Source organism: Billgrantia montanilacus (assembly GCF_003336675.1).
Taxonomy (GTDB): Bacteria; Pseudomonadota; Gammaproteobacteria; order Pseudomonadales; family Halomonadaceae; genus Halomonas; species Halomonas montanilacus.
Map to the genome: position 1 here is coordinate 40,875 of NZ_QPII01000017.1, position 17,585 is coordinate 58,459.

Consider the following 17,585-nt stretch of genomic DNA (forward strand, 5'->3'; position numbering starts at 1 on the left):
ATGTCAGCGGCCCGGGCCGACCCGTCAGCCTCCGGTGTGCGCGGTGAGATCGCCCCAAGGGGGTTACGTGCCTGGCTCGGTCGACGCCTGACCATCGCTCCCGGCGAACCCTTGCCCCAGCGTCGGCTCTTCCTGCTTCCCACCCGCTTCGGCCTGGCCTGGCTCGCCTTGGTGGGAGTGCTGCTGCTGTTCGGCGTCAACTACCAGAACAGCCTCGCCTACGCCCTGGCCTTCTGGCTTGCGGGACTGGCCGTGGTCGTGCTGTTGCGCACCTGGCGCAATTTGCTGGGGGTCGCCGTCGAGCTTCAGCTGCCTCGGGAGGCCTTCGCCGGCCGCGAGGCGCGTCTCGGGGTCGCGCTCAGGGCCACCCGCTCACGAACCGCCATCGGACTCATTCTGGACGCCCATGACGTGACGCTGCCACGGCTGGAAACCGAGGCCACGGCAAGCCTGCCCTGGCGCCCCGGTCATCGTGGCTGGCAACTGCCGCCCATGCTGCGCCTGGAGACCCGCTGGCCACTGGGGCTGGTGCGGGCAGTGGCCTGGGTGCAGCCCACCACCAGGCTGCTCGTCTATCCGGCTCCCCTGGAGGCAGCGGGAACAGAACACCGCCAGCTCGGTGAAGGGCTGGACGCTACCGACTTTGCCGGACTGCGACGCTTCGAGCGCGGCGATAGTGCCACGCGAGTGGCCTGGAAACAGTGGAGCCGCAGCGGCATCCTCACCACCAAGGTATTCAGCGTGCCGCCTCGCCAGCAGCTGTGGCTGGATTACGCCACCTGTCGGGGCAGCCCGGAACGTCGCCTGTCGCTGCTCTGTGCCCGGGTGATGGCACATCATCGCGCCGGTGACCGCTATGGCCTGCGTCTGCCAGGGCTGGAACTGCCTCGGGGCGAGGGCGAACGCCAGCGGCGGGCCGCGCTGGAGGCGCTAGCGCTCTTCCCTGTGACCACCAATGGAGTGGACGGCGAATGATCGGCTGGCAGGGGCGCCGTCACCGCCACCCCCCGGGGGTGGTGGTGCTGGCAGACGGTCATGAACTCGGAGCCGTCATGCTGCGCCAACTGTTCATTGGTCAGTGCCTGGTGCTGGCGCTGCATCTGCCCTGGATGCCGGCCTGGCTTGTGGGGCTGGCCCTGGTCGTGGCGGTCTGGCGCTATTTCCAGCTGCGTCAGCGGGTGCCTCCGGCGGGTCGCCTGGTGCGCCTGGGGGGCGTTGCGCTGCTGCTGGGGGCCTTATGGCTGGAGTACGGCGCGCTGCACGGCATGGATGGGCTGATTGGGCTGCTGCTGGGCGTCTATCTGCTCAAGCTGCTCGAGACACACGACCGACGCGATGCGCGGGTGGTGGTGGTGATCGGTATCATCGCGACCGGCGTTGCATTCCTGCACTATCAGGGGATCCTGATGGCGCTGGGCGCCCTGATGGCGCTGGCCTGGCTGCTGCAGTCGCTGACCTGGCTGGCCGGCGCCCCGGATGCGCGTCGTGCCTGGAGCGAAACGGGTTGGCTGCTGCTGTTTTCAGCGCCGTTGATGGTGGCGTTGTTCCTGGCCGTTCCTCGTCTGGGGCCGCTGTGGAGCATGCCGCAGATGGATCGCGCCTCCACCGGGCTGACCGACGAGGTGTCGCCGGGGGATATCGCACAGCTCTCGCGTAGCGATGCCCGCGCCTTCCGAGTGTCGTTCGATGGCGAGGAACCGGCGACCCATGAGCGCTACTGGCGGGTCTATACGCTCTCCGGCACCGACGGCAGGCGCTGGTTTCGCGCGCCACCCGACGAGCTGGCCGCCACCCTGGGTCGGAGCGAAGAGGACTTCGTTCGTCAGGCGCAACGGTCGCCCTGGGTGGACGAGGCAGCCGGTGCGGGGCGCTTTCGCGCCGAGCTGCTGCTGGAACCCGACAGTCGGCCCTGGCTCCCTTCGCTGGGCACGCCGCTGGCCAGCGACAGCGAACAGCGCTACCTGGCCGACGGCACTCTTGAGAGGGTGACGGCACAAGGCTCGCGCAGCCTGCTGCGCCTGGAGAGCAGCGGGGCGGCGCCGACCAATGCCGACCCCGCCGGCGATGCCTGGAACACCCTGCTGCCGACACGGGACAACCCCCGCACCCGGGCATTGGGTGAGCGGCTGTGGCAGGAGAGCGGAGGCGACACGCATGCCTTTCTGGCGGCGATCATGGCGCATTTCGGCGAGTCTCCCTTCCGCTACACGCTCATGCCGCCACGCCTGGGCTCCCGCCATCGGGTCGACGAATTCCTGTTCGAGAGTCGTGCCGGCTACTGCACCCACTACGCTTCGGCCGCCGCGACCCTGATTCGTGCGGCGGGGCTCCCCGCGCGACTGGTGGTCGGCTTTCTGGGCGGTGAACGCCACCCGGATGGTTACTTCACCGTCCGCGACTATGATGCCCACGCCTGGGTCGAGGTGTGGCTCGACGGTGCCTGGCAACGCCTGGACCCCACGGCCGCCATTGCCCCTGGGCGTATCGAGCTGGGCCCCCAGGCCGTCGAGGGAAGCGCCGAGGCCTTTCTGGCCGACTCGCCCTTTTCCTCGCTGCGCCTGCGCGAGCTGGCCTGGGCTAACCGCCTGCGGCTACGCTGGGAGAATCTGGAGTACCAGTGGCAGCGAGGCGTCATCGGCTACCAGCGGGAGGCGGCCAGGGAGTTCATGCTGCGCCTTGGGGAGCGGCTGGAAGCAGGGTATGACTGGCTCGGTACGCATCTGCGCTCGGCCTGGGCGGTGGCTGCCTGGCTGGGAGGCACAGCGCTGGCGCTGGCTGGGTCGGCATGGCTGCTTCGCCACGCCTTGCGCCAGCGCCGCTGGCGTCACGAAAGCGCCATGCTGGGGTATCTTCAGTGCCGGTTGGAGCGGCTGGGGCTGGGGCCAGACCCCGGCGAGACCCCGGCGGGTCACCTGCGACGTGTCGCACCGGCGTGTGGCCCCGCGGGGGAAGCCCTGCGTACCGTGGCCGAAGAGTACGAACGGCTGGCCTATGCTCCACTGAACGAAGTGGAGCGGAGTGCTGGCCGGCGACGACTGCGGAAGGTGATCAAGGAGATGCGGCGGCGCTTGCCGAAACGGCGCTATCGAGCCCATCGGACTGGTGCCGCGGGAGATGACGTGGCATCGTGAATGGATGTCAGCAAGGCAGGCGAGCCATGGCCGTTCACGAACACGAATGCCGCACCCATCGCGGCGAGCCCTTCAATCTGCAGGCCCTCAAGGGGCAGGTGCTGCTGATCGTCAATGTGGCGAGCCGTTGCGGTTTTACGCCACAGCTGCATGAGCTGGAGCGGCTCTATAGCCGCCATCGCGATCGCGGCTTCACTGTGCTGGCCTTTCCCTGCAACCAGTTTGCCCGTCAGGCGCCGGAGTCGGCCCTGGACTTCTGTGCCTTCAGTTCGACCGAATACGGCGTCACCTTTCCGGTCATGCAGAAGGTCAAGGTCAACGGTTCGCAGGCCCATCCGCTCTTCAAGGAACTGAAGAGCAAGGCGCCGGGCGTGCTCGGTACCACAATGATCAAATGGAACTTTACCAAGTTCCTGGTGGGCCGGGATGGCCGGGTGATACGACGCTTCGCACCGGGCGAGCGTGGTGTTTCGCTGGAAATCGCCCTGGAACAGGCCCTGGATGAGAGCTGACCCGGGAAGCGACTAACCGGGTGACTCACCGCGTTCGAGCATCACGCGCATCATCAGTTCGTTCCAGCGGTGACGGGTCATCATGGTGGTCAAGCCGGAGAACAGCGCCCAGCTCTTGCGCCGCCAGCCCTTGAGCCGCATGTTGTGGGCCACCAGGCGTTTCATGAGCTGGTAGTCGTCGAACTTGCGCCACTCGCTGGCGACCGACATCTGGGTGCGGGACAGCACCGGCGCCAGCTCCAGGCGGAAGATCCACTCCAGTTGATGCAGCGTCAGGTCATGGCGCTGGATCACCTCCACCATGTGGGTGTATTCGCGCTCACCGGGTTCACGGTCCAGCCATAGCGGGGCCAGTGCCAGCCACAGCTCGCCGCGCTCATCGACCAGCGTCTGTGCATCCATCGTTCTCTCCTGCCTGCGTATTACCCGGGAAAGGCATCCTGCCCCACTCGAGGGCCAGCCTCAAGAGCGGACAGTAGGGGTGACGGTCGCGAGCAGCCTGCCGGACTTAACGCTAATCTGCTGCGAAATCGGGGCTTTCGGCCAATTTCATTCGATCGGATTCGTTAAATAGCGGACTATTCGCCTCCTCCGATTGATAAACTTGGCTCGAAATCCGACTTTCTCGCGACGACCGGTCAAGCCCGGCAGACTGCTAGAATGCCACCACTGCCCACTCAAATCCGGCCGATGCCGCTGTGCCAGCGGCGGGCCATCGACAACGAGGTTAGACGTGATTATCAAACCCAAGGTTCGCGGTTTCATCTGCACCACCACCCACCCCGTCGGCTGCGAGAAGAACGTGCTCGAGCAGATCGAGGCGACCCGTGCCCGTGGGCTGGACCCGTCTGTGGGCCCGAAGAAGGTCCTGGTGATCGGGGCCTCCAGTGGCTACGGCCTGGCGGCGCGGATAACCGCCGCCTTCGGCTACGGTGCCGATACCCTGGGCGTGTTCTTCGAGAAACCGGGTAGTGAGAAGAAGCCCGGCACCGCGGGCTGGTACAACAGCGCCGCCTTCGACCGATTCGCCAAGGCCGAGGGGCTCTACAGCAAGTCGATCAACGGCGATGCCTTCTCCCATGAAGCCCGCGAGACGGCCATCGAGCTGATCAAGCAGGACATGGGGCAGGTCGACCTGGTGGTCTATTCGCTGGCGTCACCGGTACGCAAGCTGCCCGACAGCGGCGAGCTGAAGCGCTCCGCGCTCAAGCCGATCGGCGAGACCTACCGTGCCACCGCCATCGATACCAACAAGGATGTGATCATCGAAGCCGAGGTGGAACCCGCCACCGAGCAGGAGATCGAGGACACGAAGGCTGTCATGGGGGGCGAGGACTGGGAGCTTTGGATCGACGCCCTGGACCGTGCCGGTGTACTCGCTCCCGGCGCGCGCAGCGTGGCCTTCAGCTATATCGGTACCGAGATCACCTGGCCGATCTACTGGCACGGCGCCCTGGGCAAGGCCAAGGAAGACCTGGATCGCGCCGCCGGCGAGATCGACAGCAAGCTCAAGGCCACCGGCGGTGGCGCCAACGTGGCGGTGCTGAAGTCGGTGGTGACCCAGGCCAGCGCCGCGATTCCGGTCATGCCGCTCTATATCGCCATGGTCTACAAGGTGATGAAGGAGAAGGGGTTGCATGAGGGCACCATCGACCAGCTCAACCGGCTGTTCGGTGAGCAGCTCTATTCACCCCGTGGACTGGCCGGGGAGTTCGATACCGATGACGCCGGCCGCCTTCGCCTTGATGACTGGGAGCTGCGCGATGACGTGCAGCAGGCGTGCAAGGACCTCTGGCCCAAGGTGACCACCGAGAACCTGATCGAGATCACCGACTATGCTGGTTATAAGCACGAGTTCCTGAAGCTGTTCGGATTCGAGCGCAACGACGTGGATTACGATGCCGATGTGAACCCTGACGTGACCTTCGATGTCGTGAGTCTATAGCCCGTCGATACGAAACCGGGATGCTCGCCTTGCAGGCAGAAGAAGGAGATGACGATGGATACCAAGGAAAGCAAGACCGCTCAAGAGGAGTACCAGCACCTCAAGGAAGTGAGGATGCCCGAGGACTTCGAGCATCCGGAGCCGGACGAGGGCCAGCCGGAGGCCAAGCAGTCGCCCCAGAACCTGCACTGGGTCCTGCTGGTGGCGGCGTTGATCGCTGGCGCGATTCTGATCTTTACGCTGGTCTGGCCCTGAGCCATCCTGCCCCCCGGCCTGCAGCCGCAGGCCCGGGGGGTGCCTGATCTGAACCGCTGGTGCGGGGCGGCTCCGCACGGCGCTCGGCGTAGCCCCTGTCAATCGAGTAAGATCACAGCCTCGATTCGGCTCACGGCGTAGCGTTCCATGCCCGACACCCCCACTGCCATTGTTTCCACGTCAGCGACCCGAAGAGTCGGGGTGCTGACGCTGTCGGGCTTTTCCTTGCTCGCCCAGGCATGCGCCCTGGAACCGCTGGTAATGGCCAACCAGCTGGCAGGCCGGCGTCTCTACCGTGTACAGGCCTACAGTGCAGCCGGTGGTGAGACGCCAAGCCTTGCGGAACTTAACCTGGCGGCGGGCAAGCCTTTCGACGAGGTGGCAGCCGAGCTCGACATGCTGGTCGTCTGTGCCCCGACGCCCCTTTCGGCGAACGCCGATGGCGCCATCGTTGCCCGTCTGCGTACGCTGGGCAGAAGCGGCGTCGTGCTGGTCGGCGTGGGCGGCGGCACCGAGCTGCTGGCCCGTGCCGGCGTGCTGGACGGCTACCGTGCCACGCTGCCCTGGCAGCGCTTTACCGCCTTCACCCGCGATTTCCCCCGGGTCCGGCTCTCCCAGCAGCTGTTCGAGATCGACCGCGACCGGCTCACCTGCGGTGGCGGCACGGCGGCCATGGACATGATGATGACGCTGATCGCCTCCCACCACGGCAGCGAGCTTGCCGAGCGGGTCTCCGAGCATTTCGTGCTGGAGCGGATCCGCATGGCCGACGAGCCCCAGCAGGTACCGCTACGCGCCCGCCTGGGCCATGCACCCGCGCCGCTGGTGGATGCGGTGATGCTGATGGAGGCCAATATCGAGGAGCCATTGACCACCCACGAGCTGGCCGAGCACCTGGGCATCTCCCGGCGCCAGCTGGAGCGGCTGTTCAAGAAATATCTCCAGGCGGTGCCCGGCCGCTACTACCTGGACCTGCGCCTGCAGGAAGCCCGGCGGCTCCTGCGCGACAGCGACCTGCCCGCCGGCGAGATCGCCATGAAGACGGGCTTCTCCTCCCCGGCGCACTTTTCCACCGCCTATCGCAATCATTTCGGCGTGACGCCCCGCGAGGAGCGGCTCCATTGAGCGAGTGGCGACAGGCTATGCCTCGTTACCCGTCATGAGCGTATGGGTGCCCGTCTACCTTGTGAGCGATTAGCGCGCGAAAAAGCGAACCCATCATCACCGGAGTGTCGCGTTCGATCTCGAAACCGGCGTTCTCCAGCAAGGGGCGGGCCTGACGAGTGATGTCGGTGGCCACGGTCGCAGTGAAGGCGTTGAGCGCGCGCCTTGCCAGTCCGGCTGAGTGCTCGTCGGACTGGAACTTGTCCATCACGCAGAGCTGGGCGTTGTGGTTGAGGACCCGGTGCGCTTCTGCCAGCCCTTGCCGCGGATTTGGCATCACTGCCAGTATCAGATGCATGATGACCGCGTCGAAGTGCCCGTCGGGGTAGTCGAGGGCCTCGGCGTCCATCACTCGGCACTCCACGTCCATGCCCAGCCGCTCCGCGCGGTGTTCCATGCGCTTGACCATGGCGGGCGACAAGTCGGTGGCATGCACCTCTACATCCCGGGGCAGCCAGGGCAGGTCCAGCCCGGTGCCGGCTCCCACCAGCAGCACCCGCATGCCGGCTTGCCATTCCATGGCGTCCAGCGACAGCTGGCGTGGGCGGCGAAAGCTGCGGTCGGCGACGAAATCGTAGACCGGCGCGTAGAGTCCATAGCGGATTCGGTTCCAGGCCGTGGTGTTGAACATGGGCTTGCTCCGAAGGATCGATATTGAGCCTAGCTGATTCTGCTCGCGAACGATGATCCTATTATTGAGCAAGACCGACAGCCATTTTCACAAGATGGAGTCCCATAGCTGAAAGCCCGGATGGCCGGGGCTCCGTATACTCGATTGACAGTAGCGCTTTGCTTCCCCTTGTTTCGCTGGAATGGAGACCGACATGAGCCAGACCCCGACCCGCGCCGACTTCGATCAGTACATGGTGCCCAACTACTCTCCCCAGAAGGCCATTCCGGTGCGCGGCGAGGGCAGCCGCCTGTGGGATCAGGAAGGGCGTGAGTATATCGATTTCGCCGGGGGAATCGCGGTCAACTCTCTCGGCCACTGCCACCCGGTGCTGGTCGAGGCGCTCACCAAGCAGGCCAACACGCTCTGGCATCTCTCCAACGTCTACACCAACGAGCCGGCCCTGGCCCTGGCCCGGACGCTGGTGGAGCGCACCTTCGCCGATAAGGTCTACCTGTGCAGCTCCGGCGGCGAAGCCAACGAGGCGGCGCTGAAGCTGGCGCGCCGCTGGGCCCATGACAATTTCAGCGAGCACAAGAGCCGCATCGTCTCGTTCTCGCAGTCGTTCCACGGTCGCACCTTCTTCACCGTCAGCGTTGGTGGCCAGCCCAAGTACTCCCAGGGCTTCGGCCCGGTGCCGGGCGGCATCGTTCACGGTGAATTCAATAATCTCGCTAGCGTCCGTGACCTGATCGACGACGATACCTGTGCGGTGATGGTCGAGCCGATGCAGGGTGAAGGCGGAATCGTGCCGGCCACCCAGGAATTCCTGCAGGGGCTGCGGGACCTGTGCGACGCCCACGACGCCCTGCTGATCTTCGATGAAGTGCAGACCGGCGTCGGCCGTACCGGCGCGCTCTACGCCTACATGGAATACGGCGTGACGCCGGACATCCTGACCAGCGCCAAGGGCCTGGGCGGCGGTTTCCCGGTGGGGGCGATGCTGACCACCGACCGCGTTGCCCCGGCGCTGGCCATCGGCACCCATGGCTCCACCTACGGCGGCAATGCGCTGGCCTCCGCCGTGGCCCTGGCCGCGGTCGAGTACATCGCCACGCCGGCGGTCCTCGATGGCGTAAAGCAGCGCCATGACCTGTTCCGCGAGCACCTGGAAGCGATCAACCGCAAGCACGGCGTATTCAAGGAAGTGCGCGGCATGGGGCTGCTGGTCGGCGCCGAGATGGCCCCCGACTACGAGGGCCGAGCCAAGGACATCCTGCCGTTGGCTATCGAAGAGGGGCTCATGGCCCTGATCGCCGGGCCCAATGTGCTGCGCATGGCGCCATCGCTGGTGATTCCCGAAGCCGATATCCGCGAGGGCATGGCGCGCCTCGAGCGGGCCGTGGCGCGACTGGTGGCGGCCAAGTGAAGGCCAGCCTGACCCTGCACGATGACGCCAATCGACCCGGAGACCCTGCCATGATGGTCGTACGTCCTGTCCGGCCGGCCGACCTGCCGGCGCTGGAGCGACTGGCGGGAACCGCCTCGCCGAGCCTGACCAACCTGCCGGCCCACCGCGACCGGCTGGAGGAGCGCATCGCCCGCTCGAGGCACTCCTTCAGCCGCGAGGTGGACTTCCCCGGCGACGAGCTCTACACCTTCGTCCTCGAGGACCTGGAGCGCGGCGAGGTGGTAGGTACTGCCACCATTCGTGCCGAGGCCGGTGCCCGGGAGGCCTACTACACCTATCGGCAGGAGACCCTGATCCACGCCTCGCAGCAGCTCAACGTGCGCCGCGAGGTGCAGACCCTGGCGCTCTCCCATGAGGTTTCCGAGACCACCCAGCTCTGTGCCCTGTCGATCGAGCCGCGCTATCGCGGCACCAGTGCCGAGAGCCTGTTGCGCCGGGCCAGGCTGATGTTCATCGCCCAGTATCCCGAGCGCTTTGCCGAGGTACTGGCGATGGCCTTTCCCGGCTATCTGGACGAGCGAGGCGAGTCGCCGTTCTGGAACAGCGTGGGGCGCCACTTCTTCGTGCGCGACTACCACGACATCAACTATCTGGCCGGGGTGCGCTCGAAGAGCTTCATTGCCGAGGTGATGCCGCAGTTTCCGCTCTATCTCGCGCTACTGACGCCCCAGGCTAGGGCGGCCATTGGTCGAGAACATCCGGACCATGAAACCGCCATGACCGAGATGCTGGCCGAGGGCTTCCTGCGCTCGCGTCATGTGGACATCTTTGATGCCGGCCCGGTGATCAAGGGCGAGCGCGACCGCCTGGCGAGCTTTCGCCGTGCCGCCTGGCACCCGGTGCGGGTGCGGCCCGCCCATGTGCTGCCGGATGCCGAGCCAGCCATGATCGCCAACCAGCGGTTGGACGACTTCCGCTGCGTGGTGGCCCGCTACGCCCTGTCGCCCACCGGCCAGCTGATGCTCTCGTCGGAGCACGCTGAGCTGCTGGGCGTCGAGGAGGGGCGCGCCGTGCTGGTGGCGCCGTTGGCCCTGGCGGCGGACGACTCCGAGCTGGGCTACGACGAGGGAGAGCTGTGATGCGCATTCGAGCGATTGCCGAGTCCGATCTGGACGAGCTGCAGGCACTGGCGCGAGAGACCGGGGTCGGCTTCACCTCGCTGCCCGACAACCGCGAGTTTCTCGCAGAGAAGATCGAGCTGGCGGTGACCGCCTTCGAACAGCGCTCCCCGTCGGACCGGCGCAACTACTTCTTCGTGCTGGAGGACGAGGCCAGCGGCGAGCTGGCGGGCTGCTGCGCCATCGAAGGGCAGGTGGGACGCGAGGTGCCGTTCTACCACTATCGCCTTGGCACCCTGGCCCACTCTTCGGTGCAGCTCGACCTTCACCGCACCATCGACACCCTCTTTCTCAGCTCCGACCATACCGGCGATGCCGAAGTGGCGTCGCTGTTCCTGCGCCCCCAGTACCGTGGCGAGGATCGGCGCCACCAGCGCAACGGCGCGCTGCTGTCGATGATGCGCTGGCTGTTCATCGCCGAGTTTCGCGACCAGTTTCCCGACAAGGTGCTGGCGGAGATGCGCGGTGTCTTCGACGAGCGGGGCAAGAGTCCCTTCTGGGAGTGCCTGGGCAGCCACTTCTTCCCGCTGGATTTCGACGAGGCGGATCGCCTGACCGGGCTGGGCCAGAAGAGCTTCATCGGTGAGCTGATGCCCAAGTTTCCCATCTATACCCCGTTTCTCTCCGACGAGGCCCGGGCCTGTATCGGCCAGGTGCACCGCGATACCCGTCCGGCGCTGGCCATGCTCAAGAAGGAGGGGCTGCGCTGGGAAGGCTTCATCGACATCTTCGACGGCGGCCCCACCGTGGAGGCCTACATCGACGACATACGCGCCGTGCGCAAGTCGCGTCGCTGCCGAGTGGAGGTCCATGCGGGTAGCGAACCACCCGTCGCGCGGCCGCGATGGCTGGCGGCGAGCACCGACATGGCCGCTTTCCGCGCCGCCTGGGTAGCCGGCGGACCCAACGAGGACGACACCATCACCCTGAGCGCGCAGGAGGCGCAGCGACTCGACGTTGTCGCCGGCGACGCCCTGCGCGTTCTGGACACCGAGGAGACACCATGAAAGCCATGCAGCAGCTGTTGATCGACGGCACCTGGCAGGCGGGGGAGGCTACCCGCTTCATCAAGCAGGACCCGGTCTCCGGCGAAAACCTGTGGCAGGGAAACGCCGCCAGCGACTCCCAGGTGGCGGTGGCGGTGGCCGCCGCCCGCGGTGCCTTTGCGAGCTGGGCTCGGCGCTCCTTCGACGAGCGCCTGGCGGTGGTGGAACGCTTCCGCGAGCTGCTGGAGACCCACCGCGAAGACCTGGCCCGGGCCATTGCCGCGGAAACCGGCAAGCCGCTATGGGAAGCCCGTACCGAGGTGGGTGCGATGATCGGCAAGGTGGCCATCTCGGTGCGTGCCTATCATGAGCGCACCGGCGAGCGTAGCCGTGATGTGGGCGACACACGTGCGGTACTTCGCCACCGGCCCCATGGGGTGATGGCCGTTTTCGGTCCCTATAACTTCCCCGGGCACCTGCCCAACGGACATATGGTGCCTGCGCTGCTGGCCGGCAACACGGTGGTGTTCAAGCCCAGCGAGCAGACCCCGTTGACCGCCGACCTCACCCTGCAGTGCTGGCAGGAGGCGGGCCTGCCCGTCGGCGTGATCAATCTGGTGCAGGGCGGCGCGCCGGTGGGCCAGGCGCTGTCGTCGCACCCGGGTATCGACGGCCTGCTGTTCACCGGCAGCGCCAAGGTGGGCGGGCTGCTCAACCGCCAGTTCGCCGATCAGTTCGACAAGATCCTGGCTCTGGAGCTGGGGGGGAACAATCCGCTGGTGGTCAAGGACGTGCACGACCAGGACGCCGTGGTGCTGACGATCCTGCAGTCGGCCTTCCTCTCCGGCGGCCAGCGCTGCACCTGCTCGCGCCGGCTGATCGTGCCCGAGGGCCAGGTCGGCGATCACCTGCTCGACGCTCTGGTGGATGCCATCGGTCGGTTGCACGTGGCCGGTCAGTTCGCCGAACCGGCGCCGTTCTACGGTGGCCTGGTCAGCCCGGCAGCGGCCCAGGGACTGCTCAAGGCCCAGGATGATCTGGAGGCTCTGGGTGGCGTGGTGCTGGCACGCATGGCGTGCCTGGAGGAGGGTACGAGCCTCCTTTCACCCGCCCTGATCGACGTCACCGGCCTGGAGGTGCCCGACGAGGAACACTTCGGCCCGTTGTTGAAGGTATACCGTTATAGGGATTGGGGCGAAGCGGTCACTATCGCCAATGCCACCCGCTACGGCCTCTCCGCAGGCCTGATCGGCGGTGAGCGCGCCGACTGGGACGACTTCCTTCTGCGCATTCGTGCCGGCATCGTCAACTGGAACCGCCAGACCACCGGCGCTTCCGGCGATGCCCCCTTCGGCGGGGTGGGCGACAGCGGCAACCATCGGCCGAGTGCCTATTATGCCGCCGACTACTGCGCCTATCCGGTGGCCTCCATGGAGAGCGACGAGCTGCATCTACCTGACCAGCTTCCGCCGGGAGTGGTGTTATGAGCGACACTGTGACGCTTCACGACGAAGGCTACCGTGAAGTCAATTTCGACGGACTGGTGGGGCCAACCCACAACTACTCGGGTCTGGCCCACGGTAACGTGGCGTCGATGTCCCATGGCGGCCTGGTCTCCAATCCGCGTGAAGCCGCGCTGCAGGGGCTCGCCAAGATGAAGGCGCTGATGGACGCCGGCTACGCCCAGGGCGTACTGCCGCCCCAGCAGCGGCCGGACCTCGGCGCCTTGCGGGCGCTGGGCTTCACTGGCAGCAATTCCGAAGTGCTGGCTCGTGCCGCCAGTGAGGCGCCCCAGGTGCTGCGGGCGGTGTGTTCGGCGTCGAGCATGTGGACGGCCAACGCCGGTACGGTGACGCCGAGCCGCGATGCGCCGGATGGGCGGGTGCATTTCACCCCGGCCAACCTGCAGTCGAGCTTTCACCGCTATCTGGAGCCGGAGACCACCGGGCGTGTGCTGGCGGCGATCTTCCATGATGAGCGCCACTTCGCCCACCATTCGGTGTTGCCGGCGACCCCGGCCTTCTCCGACGAGGGGGCGGCCAACCATACCCGGCTCTGTGGCGAGCACGGCGAGCCCGGTGTGCACCTCTTCGTCTACGGCCGCCAGGCCTTCGGCGGGCGCATCGAGCCGCAGAAGTTCCCGGCCCGCCAGACCCTGGAGGCGAGCCAGGCGGTGGCCCGCCAACACGGCTTGAGCGACGACCAGGCGGTTTTCGCCCAGCAGCATCCCGATGCCATCGATGCCGGCGTGTTCCACAACGACGTGACCGCGGTGGGCAACGGCCCGGTGCTGCTCTACCACGAGATGGCTTTCCTCGACGAGCAGGCGACCCTCGATGAGCTGCGCCGCAAGATGGCGACGCCCCTGATCCCGGTGCGGGTGCCGCTGGAGGCGGTGAGCCTCGAGGACGCCGTGGCCTCCTACCTGTTCAATTCCCAGCTGCTGACCAACCCCGATGGCAGCATGACCCTGGTGGTCCCCGGCGAGTGCCAGGAGCGCGAGGCCGTGTGGCGCACCATCCAGAATCACCTGCTGGCGGGCAACAACCCCATCGGGGAAGTGATCGTCAAGGACGTCAAGCAGAGCATGCGCAACGGCGGCGGCCCCGCCTGCCTGCGCCTGCGGGTGGCACTCTCCCAGGTGGAGCGAGCTGCGCTGACCGGCCGGGTGCTGCTCAACGACGGGCTTCATGACGAGCTGACCGCCTGGGTCGAGCGCCACTATCGCGACCGCCTGGCGCCCGACGACCTGGCCGATCCGCAGCTGGCCGACGAGACCCTGACGGCGCTGGACGAGCTGACCCGTATCCTGCAGATCGGCTCGGTCTACCCCTTCCAGTTGGGTTAGGCTTTCCACCGAGACGTCACTTTCCGCCGAGACCCAAACAGGATAGGGACATCATGCGAGATATCACGATCGTGCGGCTGAATGCCGACTCCGACCATGTGGCGACGGTGGCGAGCTGGACCTACGCCGAATGGGGCCACCTGCACCCCGGCAGTACCCCCGAGTCATACCGCGAGGCCTTTCGCCGCGAGTGCGGCGATGGCGGGGTGCCGTCGGTGTTCGTGGCCATGCAGGGCGATCGGCCGGTGGGGACGGCGGCGCTGATGGCCGAGGACATGGACTCCCGACACGAACTCACGCCCTGGCTGGTCTCGGTGTTCGTGCTGCCGGAGTGGCGCGGACGGGGCATCGCCGCCAGGCTGATTCGTCGCGTCGAAGAGGAGGCGGCCGCCTGTGGAGTCGGCCAGTTCTACCTCTTCACCCCAGACCAGCAGGGGCTCTATCGTCGACTCGGCTGGTGCGACCACGAAGCGCTGAGCTACCGGGGCGAGAACGTCACCATCATGCTGCGCCGGCTCGAGGCATGACGGCCGCCTCGCCCCTGGCCTTGTACCGGGAGGCGGTGGAGCGCCAGGGCTTCGCCCCGGACGAGGCGCAGCGTGTTGCCGCCGCCGGCCTCGACGCCTGCTATCAGTCGCTGCACGAAGAAGCGGTACCGGGAGAGCGCCAGGCCATACCCGGCGTCTATCTCTGGGGCCCGGTGGGACGCGGCAAGACCTGGCTGATGGACGGCTTCCATCGACATCTCCAGGTTCCCGCCCGACGGCTGCATTTCCACCATTTCATGCGCTGGGTGCACCAGCGCCAGTTCCAGCTGAGCGGCACCGCCGACCCGCTCACCGCGTTGGCGCGAGAGCTAGCGGCGGAGGTGCGGGTGCTGTGCCTCGACGAGCTGTTCGTCAATGATATCGCCGATGCCATGCTGCTCGGCCGGCTGCTGGGCGCGCTCTTCGACGAGGGACTCGTGCTGGTGTGCACATCGAATCAGGCGCCGGACGGGCTTTACGCCGACGGTTTCAACCGCGATCGCTTCCTGCCTGCCGTGGCGGCCATGACGCGTCACATGGAGGTGGTCGAACTGGATGGCGGACGGGACCACCGGCTGCATCCGGGCAAGCCCTGCCAGCGCTACTGGGTGAGCGAACCCGGCCGACCTGGCGCCCTCGCGGCACTCTTCGACCGGCTGAGTGGGGACGAGGCGAAGGGCAGCGGGCCCAGCGCCGAGTTCATCGAGTTGGGGCATCGCCGGATTGCGGTGGAGCGGCGCAGCGAGCGGGTCGTGTGGTGTCGCTACGCGGCATTGTGCGAACAGCCGCTGGCGGCGCTGGACTTCATCACCCTGGTCGATGGCTTCGATCACATCCTGCTCGGTGAAGTGCCCCACTTGAGCGATGCGAGCGCTGACGGGAGCATCGCGCGTGGTACCGAGGATGGTATCGAGCGTGTCGAGGCCGGGGAGAGGGAGCTGCCGCCGCTCTCGCGGCGCGACGACGGCGTACGTCGTTTCATCGCCCTGGTCGACGAGTGCTACGACCGCCGCGTGCCGCTCTATGTGGAAGCCGAGGTACCCATGGAGGCGCTCTATCCCCGAGGCTATCTCGCCTTTTCGTTCCGTCGCGCCCTGAGTCGCCTGCAGGAGATGCAGCTGGCGCGGTTCGGTGAATGAGAGAAGAGAGTAAGAGGGAATCGTGACCATACCAGTGTCGCTACTATTAGCTCTCACCAGCGATGTTACTGTCATCATTGTTGATGACATGCCGAACTAGATGACCGCAGGCGCTTCATTGTCGAGTGGTAGAGCTTCAGTGGTACGGAGAATAGGGTGGCGTCGATCAATGAAAAGGCTGTTACCGAGGCACAGTTTGGCCCGATGCTTAAGTTCGCTGAGGCTGTTGGCAATATCCAGCGCGCTACCATGGGATGCTGACGTCACCGGCTGCAGCGCGATGGACAGGGTGACGATAGGGTAGAATGTCTTCTCGCCCTGACGATTGCGGATCCAGAGACCACCCTGGCGGCGATCGCTCTGCGAGTAGAAGCTGGGCGCCAGATACTCGAAATCGCTGAGGATGGTTTCACAGGTATGCTGGGCTCGCTCGATCGGAACGATCATTATGAAATCATCGCCCCCCACGTGGCCTATGAAGTCGCTCTCGCCTCGCGCATGCTGCTGAAGCAGACACGACAGGGCGTTGATGACCTGGTCGCCGTGAGCGTAGCCGTAGGCGTCGTTGTATGCCTTGAAGTTGTCCAGGTCGCAGTAGATCGCGGCGAAAGGCTCGCCTCGGCCGAGCCACCGAGTCATCATCTCGTTGATCAGTACGTTGCCCGGCAGACCGGTTAACGGGTTGGCATGGCGTGCGCTACGTACTTGAAGCGCTGTAATCTCGCGCAGCAGATCGAGGATATTGCCCATGCCAAGATACTGCAGTCGTTCATCGACGATGACGAAATCCTGCTGCTCAAAACTGGCGGCCTCGGTGATCTGCTGACTGAGGGTCTCCAGTGGCGTGCTCTCGCCTGTCACGATCATGTGAGTATCGAGTAGTTCGTCAATGGTGCGCCGGGCATAAAGCGCGTGGCTGAAGGGATTGGTGAATAGGTTGAGGAAGTCGTGATGGCGCACCACGCCTATCGGCCGGCCCGCTTCGACGACGGTGAGGCAGCGAATAGTCGGCTGTGCCTTGAAGCGTTCGACCACTTCCAGCACCGGAGTGCCGCGCTCGATAGGAGCGACATGTCGGCAGACCATTGCGGCACTTCCCTGCGAAAGGCTGTCGGCATTGTTATTGGCCGGCAACAGGTGCGATATCGCCCTTGGCGGGGTCTCGCTTGGGCGGCTGAAGTAGTACCCCTGCAGGAAGGGACAGTTCAGCGTCCACAAGCAGTGGTACTCGCCAGCGGTCTCGATGCCTTCGGCGATGACACTGCACTCCAGGCTGCGCGAGACCTCCAGTAGCGACTGCAGGAATTGGCGCTTCAGCGGGTCGTGGTCGATATCGGAAACGAAGTGTCGATCGATCTTGACGAAATCGGGGCGCAGTTCGGCCCAGTGACGCAGACTCGAGTAGCCGGCCCCCAGATCGTCCAGTGCGACCCTGAATCCCATACTGCGATAGTGTGCAACGGCCTGGCGCATCAGGTCATAGTCGTGAATCGGCGTATGCTCGGTCAGCTCGATAACCACACGCTCCGGAGCCATGCCCACGCTGTCGAGAAACGTCATCGTCAATCCTTCGCGAAAATCGCACTCGATCAGCGAGGTCGGCATGACGTTGAGAAACAGCTGGCCCGGGAGCCCCAGGCTCACGAAGCGCTGAATTGCCAGCCGGCGGCACAGCAGGTCGAGCTCCACCAGGTGCCCGGTACGTGCGGCCGTGTCGAATAGCGTCAGGGGAGAATGGAGGGGCGAGTCGGAGGGCCCGCGTACCAGTGCCTCGTAGCCGAAGATGGTCTGCCCACTGGCGTCGACAATAGGCTGGAAGAGCGTGTTCAGCTTCTCCTCGCACAGGATGGATTCCAGCAGCATGGCGTCTTGCATGTGA

Annotated in this window: 16 protein-coding genes; 13 read left to right on the plus strand and 3 right to left on the minus strand. The window is 65.9% G+C overall.

Features of this window, described 5'->3' with window-relative positions:
* The 3 genes from DU505_RS18110 to DU505_RS18120 are packed head-to-tail and all read left to right on the plus strand — an operon-like array spanning position 1 to position 3,643.
* Entirely contained in the window at positions 1-975 is a 975-nt protein-coding gene (locus DU505_RS18110; protein WP_114480396.1) for a DUF58 domain-containing protein, read from the plus strand.
* Positions 972-3,131 carry a transglutaminase TgpA family protein gene (locus DU505_RS18115; protein ID WP_114480397.1) on the plus strand — a complete coding sequence of 720 codons (2,160 nt, stop codon included), beginning with the start codon at positions 972-974 and terminating at the stop codon, positions 3,129-3,131. The genes DU505_RS18110 and DU505_RS18115 overlap by 4 nt, the downstream gene beginning before the upstream one ends.
* 26 nt (positions 3,132-3,157) lie before the next feature.
* The gene (locus DU505_RS18120) at positions 3,158-3,643 is read left to right on the plus strand and encodes a glutathione peroxidase (protein ID WP_114480398.1); all 486 of its coding nucleotides are present in this window, start codon (positions 3,158-3,160) and stop codon (positions 3,641-3,643) included.
* Positions 3,644-3,655: 12 nt separating this feature from the next.
* Here the strand turns inward: DU505_RS18120 and DU505_RS18125 are convergent, their stop codons facing one another.
* Entirely contained in the window at positions 3,656-4,045 is a 390-nt protein-coding gene (locus DU505_RS18125; RefSeq protein WP_114480399.1) for a DUF7079 family protein, read from the minus strand.
* Between the two features lie 331 nt (positions 4,046-4,376).
* Here DU505_RS18125 and fabV point away from each other — a divergent pair, with 331 nt between their 5' ends.
* The 3 genes from fabV to DU505_RS18140 all read left to right on the plus strand — a co-directional run bounded on the left by fabV (position 4,377) and on the right by DU505_RS18140 (position 6,968).
* The gene (fabV, locus tag DU505_RS18130) at positions 4,377-5,588 is read left to right on the plus strand and encodes an enoyl-ACP reductase FabV (RefSeq protein ID WP_114480400.1); all 1,212 of its coding nucleotides are present in this window, start codon (positions 4,377-4,379) and stop codon (positions 5,586-5,588) included.
* Positions 5,589-5,642: 54 nt separating this feature from the next.
* Complete coding sequence (locus DU505_RS18135) at positions 5,643-5,843, plus strand: hypothetical protein (protein ID WP_114480401.1); 201 nt, start codon at positions 5,643-5,645, stop codon at positions 5,841-5,843.
* 147 nt (positions 5,844-5,990) lie between these two features.
* Positions 5,991-6,968: a GlxA family transcriptional regulator gene (locus DU505_RS18140; protein ID WP_181872865.1), complete on the plus strand. Its 978-nt coding sequence runs from the start codon at positions 5,991-5,993 to the stop codon at positions 6,966-6,968.
* Positions 6,969-6,993: 25 nt separating this feature from the next.
* Here the strand turns inward: DU505_RS18140 and DU505_RS18145 are convergent, their stop codons facing one another.
* On the minus strand, positions 6,994-7,638 hold the full coding sequence (locus DU505_RS18145) for a class I SAM-dependent methyltransferase (RefSeq protein WP_114480402.1): 645 nt from the start codon (positions 7,636-7,638) through the stop codon (positions 6,994-6,996).
* 193 nt (positions 7,639-7,831) lie between these two features.
* On the opposite strand from DU505_RS18145, the gene DU505_RS18150 reads away from it, so the two are divergent.
* From DU505_RS18150 to zapE, 7 genes are read left to right on the plus strand one after another with little or no spacing between them, the layout of a single operon-like run.
* Complete coding sequence (locus DU505_RS18150; RefSeq protein ID WP_114480403.1) at positions 7,832-9,046, plus strand: aspartate aminotransferase family protein; 1,215 nt, start codon at positions 7,832-7,834, stop codon at positions 9,044-9,046.
* A 50-nt stretch (positions 9,047-9,096) separates the two neighbouring features.
* Entirely contained in the window at positions 9,097-10,167 is a 1,071-nt protein-coding gene (locus DU505_RS18155) for an arginine N-succinyltransferase (RefSeq protein ID WP_114480435.1), read from the plus strand.
* Positions 10,167-11,213, plus strand: a complete 1,047-nt coding sequence (astA, locus tag DU505_RS18160) for an arginine N-succinyltransferase (RefSeq protein WP_114480404.1) — start codon at positions 10,167-10,169, stop codon at positions 11,211-11,213. Before DU505_RS18155 ends, astA begins: the two co-directional genes overlap by 1 nt.
* On the plus strand, positions 11,210-12,679 hold the full coding sequence (gene astD, locus DU505_RS18165; protein WP_114480405.1) for a succinylglutamate-semialdehyde dehydrogenase: 1,470 nt from the start codon (positions 11,210-11,212) through the stop codon (positions 12,677-12,679). The genes astA and astD overlap by 4 nt, the downstream gene beginning before the upstream one ends.
* On the plus strand, positions 12,676-14,040 hold the full coding sequence (gene astB / locus DU505_RS18170; RefSeq protein WP_114480406.1) for an N-succinylarginine dihydrolase: 1,365 nt from the start codon (positions 12,676-12,678) through the stop codon (positions 14,038-14,040). Before astD ends, astB begins: the two co-directional genes overlap by 4 nt.
* Positions 14,041-14,093: 53 nt before the next feature.
* Positions 14,094-14,567, plus strand: coding sequence for a GNAT family N-acetyltransferase (locus tag DU505_RS18175; RefSeq protein ID WP_114480407.1), 474 nt, complete (start codon positions 14,094-14,096; stop codon positions 14,565-14,567).
* Positions 14,564-15,706: a cell division protein ZapE gene (gene zapE / locus DU505_RS18180; protein WP_114480408.1), complete on the plus strand. Its 1,143-nt coding sequence runs from the start codon at positions 14,564-14,566 to the stop codon at positions 15,704-15,706. The genes DU505_RS18175 and zapE overlap by 4 nt, the downstream gene beginning before the upstream one ends.
* A gap of 96 nt (positions 15,707-15,802) precedes the next feature.
* Here the strand turns inward: zapE and DU505_RS18185 are convergent, their stop codons facing one another.
* Positions 15,803-17,581: a bifunctional diguanylate cyclase/phosphodiesterase gene (locus tag DU505_RS18185; RefSeq protein ID WP_114480409.1), complete on the minus strand. Its 1,779-nt coding sequence runs from the start codon at positions 17,579-17,581 to the stop codon at positions 15,803-15,805.
* Positions 17,582-17,585: the final 4 nt, after the last annotated feature.

Excerpts from the sequence above, each read along its gene's own strand:
- astD (WP_114480405.1), top strand. The coding sequence starts at position 11,210 with ATGAAAGCCATGCAGCAGCTGTTGATCGACGGCACCTGGCAGGCGGGG.
- DU505_RS18140 (WP_181872865.1), top strand. The coding sequence starts at position 5,991 with ATGCCCGACACCCCCACTGCCATTGTTTCCACGTCAGCGACCCGAAGA.
- DU505_RS18150 (WP_114480403.1), top strand. The coding sequence starts at position 7,832 with ATGAGCCAGACCCCGACCCGCGCCGACTTCGATCAGTACATGGTGCCC.
- DU505_RS18155 (WP_114480435.1), top strand. The coding sequence starts at position 9,097 with ATGATGGTCGTACGTCCTGTCCGGCCGGCCGACCTGCCGGCGCTGGAG.
- DU505_RS18110 (WP_114480396.1), top strand. The coding sequence starts at position 1 with ATGTCAGCGGCCCGGGCCGACCCGTCAGCCTCCGGTGTGCGCGGTGAG.
- DU505_RS18145 (WP_114480402.1), bottom strand. The coding sequence starts at position 7,638 with ATGTTCAACACCACGGCCTGGAACCGAATCCGCTATGGACTCTACGCG.
- DU505_RS18115 (WP_114480397.1), top strand. The coding sequence starts at position 972 with ATGATCGGCTGGCAGGGGCGCCGTCACCGCCACCCCCCGGGGGTGGTG.
- zapE (WP_114480408.1), top strand. The coding sequence starts at position 14,564 with ATGACGGCCGCCTCGCCCCTGGCCTTGTACCGGGAGGCGGTGGAGCGC.
- DU505_RS18125 (WP_114480399.1), bottom strand. The coding sequence starts at position 4,045 with ATGGATGCACAGACGCTGGTCGATGAGCGCGGCGAGCTGTGGCTGGCA.
- astA (WP_114480404.1), top strand. The coding sequence starts at position 10,167 with ATGCGCATTCGAGCGATTGCCGAGTCCGATCTGGACGAGCTGCAGGCA.
- DU505_RS18135 (WP_114480401.1), top strand. The coding sequence starts at position 5,643 with ATGGATACCAAGGAAAGCAAGACCGCTCAAGAGGAGTACCAGCACCTC.
- DU505_RS18120 (WP_114480398.1), top strand. The coding sequence starts at position 3,158 with ATGGCCGTTCACGAACACGAATGCCGCACCCATCGCGGCGAGCCCTTC.
- DU505_RS18175 (WP_114480407.1), top strand. The coding sequence starts at position 14,094 with ATGCGAGATATCACGATCGTGCGGCTGAATGCCGACTCCGACCATGTG.
- astB (WP_114480406.1), top strand. The coding sequence starts at position 12,676 with ATGAGCGACACTGTGACGCTTCACGACGAAGGCTACCGTGAAGTCAAT.
- DU505_RS18185 (WP_114480409.1), bottom strand. The coding sequence starts at position 17,581 with ATGCAAGACGCCATGCTGCTGGAATCCATCCTGTGCGAGGAGAAGCTG.